The sequence below is a fragment of the Bacillus sp. FSL K6-2865 genome, assembly GCF_040311405.1.
Taxonomy (GTDB): Bacteria; Bacillota; Bacilli; order Bacillales; family Bacillaceae; genus Bacillus; species Bacillus velezensis.
Genome location: NZ_CP152036.1, coordinates 3,446,362 through 3,457,053, shown reverse-complemented (window position 1 = coordinate 3,457,053; position 10,692 = coordinate 3,446,362). Strand labels below are relative to the sequence as shown.

Here is a 10,692-nt window from a genome sequence, read left to right as displayed (position 1 = left end):
TTTCATGCAAACAAACAAACGGATTTATTTGTCTCCGCCTCATATGAGCGGAAAAGAACAGGAATACATCGCAGAAGCCTTCCGTTCCAATTGGATTGCCCCGCTCGGTCCGCTCGTCAATTCGTTTGAAGCGCGGCTCGCGGAATATGCGGGAGTGAAAAGCGCGGCGGCCGTAAGCTCGGGAACGGCCGCCATCCATCTTGCTCTGCGGCTTGCGGGTGTGAAAAAAGGAGACGTTGTATTTTGTCCTTCCTTTACGTTTGTCGCCACGGCGAATCCGATTGTGTATGAGCAGGCTGAGCCCGTTTTTATTGATTCGGAATGGGAGACGTGGAATATGTCGCCCGATGCGCTTGAGCGGGCGCTGCGGGATGCAAAGCGGCGCGGCAGACTCCCGAAAGCGGTGATCGCCGTCAATCTTTACGGCCAAAGCGCGAAAATGGATGAATTAATGAGCCTTTGTGACGCATACGGCGTCTGTCTGATTGAAGACGCTGCCGAGTCCTTAGGATCAACATATAAAGGCAGGCAGAGCGGCACGTTCGGCCGTTTCGGCATTTATTCCTTTAACGGCAACAAAATCATTACAACATCGGGAGGCGGCATGCTCGTGTCTGACGATGAGGCCGCGATTGAAAAAGCGAGGTTTCTTGCGTCCCAGGCGAGAGATGCCGCCGTTCATTACCAGCACAGCGAGCTCGGGTATAACTACAGGCTCAGCAACATTCTCGCGGGCGTGGGGATATCGCAGCTGGAAGTGCTCGAAGATCGCGTCCGGGCGAGGAGAGAAATCTTTCACAGGTATCGGGAAGCGCTGGAAACGTATCCGGGCATCCGCATGATGCCGGAGCTTGAAGGAACGGTTTCAAACCGCTGGCTGACGGCTCTGACGCTTGATAACGGCGTGACGCCGGAAGAAGCCGTCGCCTGTCTTGCGGAACAGAACATTGAGGCCCGGCCGCTGTGGAAACCGCTGCATACGCAGCCGCTTTTCTCATCTTCCGTCTTTTATCCTCACAGCGAACATGAGCGTGTCTCTGAGAACCTTTTCAGCCGGGGCATCTGTCTGCCGTCCGGGTCTGACTTGTCTTCTGAGGAGCAGCAGCGTGTCATTGACGCACTTGCGCGACTGTTTGAAACGAAAGGGGAGAAAACATGGACAGCCGCCATGTTATGAGCCGATTAAAAGAGACGCTGACGGGTCTGCTCAGCGTTATACCGCCGCAATCTGACATCATATATGCCGACTATCCCCTCTACGGAAATGTAGGGGATTTATTGATTATGAAAGGGACGGAGGCGTTTTTTAAAGCGCACGGCATCCGCGTGAAACAGCGCTGGAATCCCGACAATTTTCCATTCGGGCGCCGGGCGGACAAAAAGACGATCATCGTCTGTCAGGGTGGCGGAAATTTCGGGGATCTCTATCCGTACTATCAGACGTTCAGGGAAAAAATCGTCAAATCCTTTCCGGAAAACAGGATCGTCATCCTGCCGCAATCCATCTATTATCAGGATGAGACACGGCTTGAGAAGACAGCGGCGCTTTTTGCGGAGCACAAGGATCTCCACCTGTTTACGAGAGATCATGTGTCATACGAGACCGCGAAATGCTTTTTTTCGGCGAATCATATCGGGCTTATGCCTGATATGGCCCATCAGCTGTATCCGATGGCGGCGTCAGCGGCTCCGTCACGCGGGAGGCTTCATTTTATCCGCACGGATGGGGAAATCAATCCGAAGCTGCAAAACAATTCTTCCGTTAAAAGCTGTGACTGGCAGGATGTGCTGTCAGCAAGCGACCGCAGGGGAATCGCTTTTTTCCAAACGCTGAATGTTTTGAATAAAAAAGCGGGAAACCCGCTGCCGATTGCGCGGTTTTGGAAACGCTATTCCGATTTCTTAACGAAAAAAGCGGTCCTGTTTTTCAGCAGGTACGAATCGGTGGAAACGTCAAGGCTTCACGGCCACATTCTGTCCTCGCTTCTCGGGAAACCGAATACCGTCATTGATAATTCATACGGGAAAAATGCCAACTATTATCACACCTGGATGCACGAAGCGCCGGATGTCCGTCTGATCGGGGAAACCGCCGGCACGAAGGAAAACCTTCCGCTTTGAATGAGCGGAAGGTTTATTTTGTTTCTCCGCGTTTTACTTTGTTGTACGCTTCATCCAAATGCTGAATTCTTTTGAGCACAACCGAGTTTTTCGTCAGCTGATCCTGAACAAGGGTTGAGACGACGGAGCGGTAATAGCTGTTCATCGCATGAATTCGGTCTTCATTCGGATTCATTTCAATGTGCTGTGTAAAGTTTTCAATAAAATAAGGAACAGAAAAAAGTTCTGACATCTATAAAGCAACTCCTTTTAATAAGTATATACGGTATGAAACCAATCATGTACAATGAAAAAAGGGGAGTGAGCATGATGGATATCAAACTTCAGCAAACACAAATGTTAAAGCCTCAATTAACGCAAGAGCTTAAACAGGCTATCACATTACTCGGATACAATTCCGCGGAACTGGCCGGATATATTGATGAGCTCTCACTGGAAAACCCTCTGATTGAACGAAAGGAAACAGACACGCCGCCACTATCTTACCATAAAACAAGTAAAAACAGGATGAAAGAACGGGACGGAAGCCAGCAGATCAGACTTACCCGCAAAACGCTGCAGGATTCGCTCAAACAGCAAGCCTTAGATATGAAGCTGTCCGATGATGAGAAAAAGATTTTCAATTATCTGATACATTCATTGGACTCAAACGGATATTTAAAAGAGGACATACCAGCTGCCGCCGACCATGTATCCGCTTCACAAGAGGAGACGGAAGCGGTTCTGAAAAAGCTTCAATCCCTTGAGCCCGCAGGAATTGGCGCCAGGTCTTTGCAGGAATGCATCCTTCTTCAGCTCCGCCGTCTTCCCGAGCGGAACGAACAGGCGGAATGGATTGCCGGCGCCTATTTTGAGCTATTTGCAAGAAAGAACTGGAAAGCGCTTACACTAAAAACGGGCATTCCGCTTAAAGACATTCAGGACATCGCTGACATGATCAGCGCCCTTGATCCGAGGCCGGGGCTCCGTTATGCGCATGAGGAGCCGGGTTTTTACGTGGAACCGGATATTTTCATCACAGTGAAAAACGGCATCATTCAAGCGCGGCTCAACAGCCGTTCGTTTCCTGACATCCAGCTTCATACCCATTATCAGCCGCTCTTGTCAGCTGCCGGGTGCCGTGACACGAAAAATTATCTGTCGGCAAAATATCAGGAGTGGCGCTGGCTGAACCGGGCTTTGTCGCAAAGAAAACAAACGATCACGAGAATTATCGGCGTCCTGACTGAACGGCAGGAATCCTTTTTTCTCACAGGAAAAAGCGGAATGCAGCCGCTGACCTTAAGAGAGGTGGCGGAAACGCTGGAGCTCCACGAATCAACGATCAGCCGGGCCATCAAAGGGAAGTACGTTCAGACGCCGTACGGACTGTATGAAATGAAAACATTTTTCTCGGCGAAAGCTGAATCGTCGGGGGACGGCGGCGCCTCCAATTATGCCGTAAAAGCGCATCTGGAGGCATTGGTCGGTAAAGAAGATAAAAAGAAACCTTTTTCAGACCAAAAGCTTGCCGATCTGCTGCATGAACAATATGACATCCGAATCTCAAGGCGCACCGTCGCCAAATACCGTGACCAATTAAATATTCCGCCGTCATCGGCGAGAAAACGGTACAGCTGAAACCTCCCCGAGCCAAACCCCGGGGAGGTTCTCCGTGTTACGGGATCATCCATGAAAACAGATGATGCTGTAAAAATGTAATGAGACAGACGAGCAGAAGCAAAAACAGACTGTGCTTAATCGTAAAACGGAAAAGGTCGGCCTCCTTGCCCGCCAGACCGACAGCGGCACAGGCAACCGCAATGGATTGCGGAGAAATCATTTTTCCGGTGACACCGCCTGATGAATTGGCGGCAACGGAGAGAACCGGGTCCATCCCGACAGAGAGCGCCGTCACCTTTTGCAATCCGCCGAACAACAGATTGGCCGACGTATCAGAGCCGGTAATAAATACGCCGAGCCAGCCGAGCACCGGCGAAAAAAAGGTAAACATCGCGCCCGTCATGGCAAGCGCAAGACCGAGTGTCGTGCTCATGCCGGAAGCATTCGTCACATAAGCAAAGCCGACAACAGAAACAATGGTGACGACCGGAAGCGTTAACTCTTTCACCGTTTCTATAAACGCTTCGCCCCATGTCTTCCACGACATGCCGAGGGCGAACTTGGAGATGACGGCGGCAATCAGAATCGCCGTCCCCGCTGAACCGAAAAGTTCAAGTTTATACACGGCTTCAATCGGCGTGCCGTCCGCCTGAAGAATCTGCTGATTCACAAATGGGACGGGAGGCGTGAAGGTCAATGCACGCCCGGCTGCATTCAGCCAGGAAAGCCACATTGACGTCCCTTCGTAATGACCGGTTAAGGCAGCCTTTACGCCGGGAATCCCCCAAACGGATATCATGGCCGTCAGAAGAAGGAAAGGAGACCACGCTTTAAACACCGCGGCGCCCCCGTACTTGATCGGCGCCCGGTCAGCGGCCGCTGCTGATTCCCGTTCTGCCGCGAAACGAAAGGCCGTTTTCGGTTTCCAAAATTTCAAAAACAGAGCGAGTGCGGCCATGGAAACAAGCGCCGACAGCACATCCGGGAGCTCAGGCCCTAAAAAATTCGAGCTTGCGTACTGCACGGCCGCAAAGGAGACGCCGGAAACAAGAATGGCCGGCCATACCTCAAAAGCCTTTTTAAATCCGCTCATCAAAATAATTAAGTACAGCGGAATAAAGACGGATAAAAACGGAAGCTGCCGGCCGACCATTTGAGAAATTTCCATTGCCGGTATCCCGGTCGGACCTTCGACGGCGGTAATCGGAATGCCGATCGCGCCGAAGGCAACGGGCGCCGTATTGGCAATCAGGCAAATTCCCGCCGCATACAGCGGCTGAAAACCAAGTCCGACGAGCAAAGCGGCCGAGATCGCGACGGGAGCGCCGAAACCGGCGGCGCCTTCTAAAAACGCCCCGAATGAAAAGGCGATGAGCAGCGCCTGCAAACGCCGGTCATCTGTAATTGAGAGCACCGAACTCCGGATAATCTCAAACTGTCCCGTTTTCACGGTGATTTTATACAAAAAGACCGATGTGACGATAATCCAGCCGATCGGAAGCAGCCCGTACACTGCTCCCTGAGAAGCGGACATCACCGCTTTTTCCGCCGGCATGCCGTAAACAAATACAGCGATTAAAAGTGAAACGGCTAACGTTAAAAGCCCCGCGATGTACCCCTTCATCCGTTTCACCGCAAGCGCCCAAAAAAAGAAGATAATTGGCACGAGCGCGCAAGCTGCCGATAAAAGCAAATTTCCCCCTAAAGGAGCGTACCCCTGTGTCCATTGCATCCCTAAAAAACCCCTCCTTATGTCATGTAAGCGATTACTTTTTATGATAAGGTCATCTGATGACCGGGTTAATTAGCATTATATTTTGAAAGTTTTGAAAGTACAATACTTTTCTTGAACAAATTGTCTGAACCTGTCGGCAATACAAAAAAAGAAGTATAATAGACGATAAACATCAAGATTCACAAGTGACGGGGTGATCGCGTTGAAATATAAACAAATTAAAACGAAAAAAATCTACGAGGAAGTCGCTGACGCATTGCTGGAGAAGATAAAAGCGGGCGAGCTTAAGCCGGGTGAAAAGCTTGATTCCGTTCAGGCGCTTTCTGAGAGTTTTCAGGTCAGCCGCTCGGCGGTCAGAGAAGCGCTGTCGGCTTTGAAAGCGATGGGGCTCGTCGACATGAAGCAGGGAGAAGGCACATACATAAGAGAATTTGAGCCGTCTCATGTTTCCCAGCCGCTTTCTTCCGCCCTTTTGATGAAAAAAGAGGACGTCAAACAGCTGCTCGAAGTCAGAAAGCTGCTTGAACTCGGCGTCGCCGCCATGGCCGCTGAAAAACGCACCGAAGACGATTTACAAAAAATCCGCCAAGCTCTCCTGGAGATGAAAGACATTGACGGAGACGAAGAATTGGGCGAAAAAGCGGATTTCTCCTTTCACATGGCGCTGGCAGAAGCATCACAAAACGGGCTGCTCAAGCATCTCATGAATCATGTCTCCGCGCTCCTTTTGGAAACGATGAGAGAAACGAGAAAAATTTGGCTGTTTTCTAAACGAACGAGCGTGCAGCGATTGTATGAAGAGCATGAACGCATTTACAGCGCCGTCGCCGCCAAAGACGCGGATGAAGCGGAAGCCGCGATGACGGCGCACCTGACGAATGTGGAAGACGTGCTGGGGGCTTATTTTGAAGAAAATGTATAGAAGCTGACTTGTGAAAGGGGATAACATCACATGCAGGCCGAATCTTTTTTTCCGACCATGTAAAGAAAGCTCTGACAAACGATCCTCCCGGGGAATGGATGCCGGCAGTTCCGAAAGCGTGCATCCCCCTGCATTCCGGCTATCCCGATCCCGCACTCGTTCCTGACAAGGAGCTGAAAGAAGCCGCCGCCCGCCTTCTGGATGAGGAGCGCGATCTGCCGCTGCATTATATGGGAAGCCCGAGGACGGCCGTTTTAAAAAAGCAGATTCAAGAACGGTTAGCCATCCGCGGCATTCACTGTCGGGACGATGAGCTGCTCGTGACGTCAGGCGCCTGTCAGGCGATAGATCTGGCTGCACGGGTTTTCCTCGATGAACAAACCGCCGCTGCCGTTGAAGTTCCGGTCTATATGGAAGCGCTCGAGATTTTTAAAAATTACACACCGCATATCATGAGCATTCCGACAGATCAAGAGGGCCTGCAAACGGAAACATTAGCGTTCATGCTTGAGGAAAGAAGACGAAAAGGGCTTCTGCTTCCCCGTCTTCTCTACACGATACCCGCTTTTCAGAATCCTGCGGGAACCGTAATGTCAGCGAAGCGGAGAACCCGCCTGCTTCAGCTTGCCGAAGCGTATGATTTTCTCATCTTGGAGGATGATGCATACGGCGAGCTCGGATTCACCGATATTCCGCCGCCCTTGAAAGCCATGGATCAAAACGGACGGGTGCTGTACGCCGGTTCATTATCAAAAGTCATCGCCCCGGGTATGAGGATCGGCTGGATTGCAGGAGACGCCGCATTCATCACGGCATTGTCATGGTTAAAAAAAGACTTAGGCCACCCGTTTTCCCAAGCGGTGACCGCCGTCTATCTGGAACAAACGAATGTTGAAAAACGGCTCGCCGCCTTGCGGGAAGCATACCGGAGCAAACGTGACGTTTTGCTCGCCGCATCAGCGCGATATCTTCCGGAATCCGCATCCTGGCACGTGCCGGAAGGCGGTTACTTTGTATGGGTGAAAGCGCCGGGAGCGGATACATCCGCAATGCTGGCGAGGGCTCTGTCTCACGGCGTTTCCTATGTACCCGGTAAATATTTTTTTCTGCATCAGGAAGACGGTGCGGAATATCTTCGCCTGTCGTTCAGTTATGCCGGTAAAGCTGCGATAAAAGAGGGTGTGCAAAAACTGGGACGTCTGCTGGAAAACGGGATGTAGAGCAGCTTGAGGAGCTTTCGGGCTTCTCTTTTTTTGTCCCCTTCAGCGCATCGGACGAAAGGATTTTTCAGAAAAACCTTCCAATCCATATTCAGAATAGTGTAGGATATTCATAGAGCTTTCCCAAAAACAGGTCATCAGATGACCGGATCATATATTGAGGATGAAAGAGGGGTTCATCATGAAAGTCTCATTATTTGTCACGTGCCTTGTGGATATGTTCCAGACCAATGTCGGAAAGGCGACGGTTGAGGTGCTGGAACGGCTCGGGTGTGAGGTGGATTTTCCCGAGGGGCAGATTTGCTGCGGGCAGCCCGCATACAACAGCGGGTATGTGACGGATGCGAAAAAAGCAATGAAGCGGATGATTGCCGCGTTTGAAGAAGCGGAGTACGTTGTCAGTCCGTCAGGTTCCTGTACGACGATGTTCCGTGAATATCCGCATCTGTTTCAGGACGATCCGAAGTGGGCGGCAAAAGCGCAGCAGCTTGCGGACAAAACATATGAGTTAACGGATTTTATCGTCAACGTTCTCGGGGTGGAGGATGTCGGGGCGGTGCTGCATAAAAAAGCGACAGTCCATACATCATGCCACATGACGAGGCTGCTCGGCGTGTCGGAGGAGCCGATGAAGCTTTTGCGCCATGTCAAGGGGCTCGAGCTGACCACGCTTCCCGGAAAGCACCAATGCTGCGGATTCGGAGGAACGTTTTCTGTGAAAATGGCGCAAATCTCTGAACAAATGGTGGATGAGAAGGTCGCCTGTGTGGAAGACACGGAGGCCGAAGTGCTGATCGGGGCGGATTGCGGCTGTCTGATGAATATCGGCGGGCGTCTTGACCGTAAGGATAAAAACGTCAGAGTCATGCACATCGCCGAAGTGCTGAACAGCAGATAACACGAGAAACAACAAGGGGGGAAAATCATGGCGATGAAAATCGGTACCGCCGCTTTTAAAGAGCGGGTATCAGAAGGAATAGATAATGAGTTTATGAGAGGAGCCGTCTCCGGAGCGCAGGAACGGCTCAGGACAAGAAGGCTTCAGGCGGCCGAAGAATTGGGAAACTGGGAGGATTGGCGTTCCCATGCGGAAGAAATCAGACAGCATGTGCTGGACAATCTTGATTTCTATTTGGAACAGCTCGCCGAAAATGTCGCCAACAGAGGCGGACACGTCTTTTTCGCCGAAACGGCGGAAGAAGCGTCCTCCTATATCCGCGATGTCATCCGGCAGAAAAACGCCAAAAAAATCGTAAAATCCAAATCCATGGTGACAGAAGAAATCAATATGAACGAAGTGCTTGAGGAAGAGGGCTGTGAAGTCACTGAAACGGATCTCGGCGAATACATTCTCCAGATTGACGATCACGATCCGCCGTCACATATCGTTGCTCCCGCTCTTCACAAAAACAAAGAGCAGATCCGTGACGTGTTTAAAGAGAGACTCGAATACAAACAGACGGAAAAACCGGAAGAGCTCGTCATGCACGCGCGCAGCGTTCTCCGGAAAAAATTTCTCGAAGCGGATGTCGGCATTACAGGCTGCAACTTTGCGATCGCGGATACCGGTTCGGTCAGTCTCGTGACGAACGAAGGAAACGGCCGCCTTGTGTCCGCGCTGCCGAAGACGCAGATCACCGTGATGGGAATGGAGCGGATCGTTCCGTCATTTTCTGAGTTTGAAGTGCTTGTCAGCATGCTGACGAGAAGCGCGGTCGGTCAGCGGCTTACAAGTTACATTACGGCGCTGACGGGACCTCGTCAGCAAGGAGAAGCTGACGGGCCTGAGGAATTCCACCTCGTGGTTGTGGACAACGGGCGTTCCCGCATACTCGGCACGGAATTCCAATCGGTGCTGCAATGTATCCGCTGCGCCGCCTGCATCAACGTCTGTCCCGTGTACCGGCATGTCGGCGGACACTCTTACGGGTCCATCTATTCGGGTCCGATCGGCGCCGTCTTATCGCCTCTTCTCGGCGGATATGACGAATACAAGGAGCTCCCGTACGCATCTTCCTTATGTGCGGCCTGTACGGAAGCATGTCCCGTTAAAATTCCGCTGCACGAGCTGCTGCTCAAGCATCGGCAGAACATCGTGGAAAAAGAGGGCAAAGCGCCGATCAGCGAAAAACTGGCGATGAAAGCCTTCGGGCTCGGCTCGTCATCTCCGTCCCTTTATAAAATGGGATCGAAATGGGCGCCTGCCGCCATGACGCCGTTTACGGAAGATGACAAAATATCAAAAGGGCCGGGGCCGTTAAAAGAATGGACGGCAATACGGGACTTCCCGGCGCCGCATAAATCGAGATTCAGAGATTGGTTTAAAGACCGGGAAAAACAAAAGGGGGAAGAATGATGATGAAAGGGACGGTTACACATCAGGAATCCTTTTTAAACCGGATCGCCGAAAGTCTGGGCAGAGAGCGCAGGAAATCAGGCGTGTCCCTGCCTGAATGGAAGTATCAGCCTCAATATCAAACGCATGCGGACTGTACGGAAGACGATCTTGTCACGATGCTGAAAGACCACTGCGTCAACATTCATACCGAACTGATCGAAACGGATGCAGCCGGGCTTTACGACGCTTTGCGCACGCAGGTGAACCGCTTTGAAGGAGGGCCTGTCATCATTCCGAAGGACAGCCGGTTTGAAACGTACGGCTTGCAGACCCTTATGACAGAAGAGTGGCCGGACGAAGGGATTCCCGTTTGGGAATGGGACGCGGAACAAGGAGCGAAAAATATTGAAAAAGCGGAACAAGCGAATGTGGGCATCACATTCAGCGAGATCACGCTTGCGGAATCAGCCACCGTCGTTTTGTATGCGTCAGAGCATGCCGGCCGTTCTGTCAGCCTGCTTCCGACCACCTATATCGCAATCATCCCGAAATCTTCCATTGTGCCGAGAATGACACAGGCCAGCGATATACTGAAACAGCAGATCAGAGACGGCGTCACCGTTCCTTCCTGCATTAACTATATTACTGGACCGAGCAACTCGGCCGATATCGAAATGGATTTGGTTGTCGGCGTCCACGGACCCGTTAAAGCCGCTTATATCCTCGTGAATGACCGATAAAAAAACAAACCCCG

10 protein-coding genes are annotated in these 10,692 nt (G+C 51.4%); 8 read left to right on the top strand and 2 right to left on the bottom strand.

Annotation, left to right across the window (positions count from 1 at the left end; translation table 11 throughout):
- The first annotated feature begins 4 nt into the window (after positions 1–4).
- Together NYE42_RS17140 and NYE42_RS17135 are read left to right on the top strand one after the other, a co-directional pair.
- The gene (locus NYE42_RS17140) at positions 5–1,177 is read left to right on the top strand and encodes an aminotransferase class I/II-fold pyridoxal phosphate-dependent enzyme (protein ID WP_053104525.1); all 1,173 of its coding nucleotides are present in this window, start codon (positions 5–7) and stop codon (positions 1,175–1,177) included.
- Positions 1,156–2,121, top strand: a complete 966-nt coding sequence (locus NYE42_RS17135; protein WP_064115358.1) for a polysaccharide pyruvyl transferase family protein — start codon at positions 1,156–1,158, stop codon at positions 2,119–2,121. The genes NYE42_RS17140 and NYE42_RS17135 overlap by 22 nt, the downstream gene beginning before the upstream one ends.
- Positions 2,122–2,134: 13 nt before the next feature.
- Here NYE42_RS17135 and yvfG read toward each other — a convergent pair whose 3' ends face one another.
- Complete coding sequence (gene yvfG, locus NYE42_RS17130; protein WP_003151570.1) at positions 2,135–2,353, bottom strand: protein YvfG; 219 nt, start codon at positions 2,351–2,353, stop codon at positions 2,135–2,137.
- 77 nt (positions 2,354–2,430) lie between these two features.
- Here yvfG and rpoN point away from each other — a divergent pair, with 77 nt between their 5' ends.
- Positions 2,431–3,741 (top strand): RNA polymerase factor sigma-54, encoded by a 1,311-nt coding sequence (gene rpoN / locus NYE42_RS17125; RefSeq protein WP_064115370.1) that lies wholly within the window; start codon positions 2,431–2,433, stop codon positions 3,739–3,741.
- Between the two features lie 37 nt (positions 3,742–3,778).
- Here the strand turns inward: rpoN and lutP are convergent, their stop codons facing one another.
- Positions 3,779–5,455, bottom strand: coding sequence for an L-lactate permease LutP (gene lutP / locus NYE42_RS17120; RefSeq protein ID WP_007407378.1), 1,677 nt, complete (start codon positions 5,453–5,455; stop codon positions 3,779–3,781).
- Positions 5,456–5,660: 205 nt separating this feature from the next.
- On the opposite strand from lutP, the gene NYE42_RS17115 reads away from it, so the two are divergent.
- From NYE42_RS17115 to NYE42_RS17095, 5 genes are all read left to right on the top strand, one after another.
- Positions 5,661–6,380 carry a FadR/GntR family transcriptional regulator gene (locus NYE42_RS17115; RefSeq protein ID WP_007407377.1) on the top strand — a complete coding sequence of 240 codons (720 nt, stop codon included), beginning with the start codon at positions 5,661–5,663 and terminating at the stop codon, positions 6,378–6,380.
- 98 nt (positions 6,381–6,478) lie between these two features.
- Positions 6,479–7,600, top strand: a complete 1,122-nt coding sequence (locus tag NYE42_RS17110) for a PLP-dependent aminotransferase family protein (protein WP_352426606.1) — start codon at positions 6,479–6,481, stop codon at positions 7,598–7,600.
- A 181-nt stretch (positions 7,601–7,781) separates the two neighbouring features.
- Positions 7,782–8,498 (top strand): (Fe-S)-binding protein, encoded by a 717-nt coding sequence (locus NYE42_RS17105; protein WP_060562541.1) that lies wholly within the window; start codon positions 7,782–7,784, stop codon positions 8,496–8,498.
- 27 nt (positions 8,499–8,525) lie between these two features.
- Positions 8,526–9,956 (top strand): LutB/LldF family L-lactate oxidation iron-sulfur protein, encoded by a 1,431-nt coding sequence (locus tag NYE42_RS17100; protein WP_007407375.1) that lies wholly within the window; start codon positions 8,526–8,528, stop codon positions 9,954–9,956.
- Complete coding sequence (locus NYE42_RS17095) at positions 9,956–10,678, top strand: lactate utilization protein C (protein ID WP_025649302.1); 723 nt, start codon at positions 9,956–9,958, stop codon at positions 10,676–10,678. Before NYE42_RS17100 ends, NYE42_RS17095 begins: the two co-directional genes overlap by 1 nt.
- The last annotated feature ends 14 nt before the right edge of the window (positions 10,679–10,692 follow it).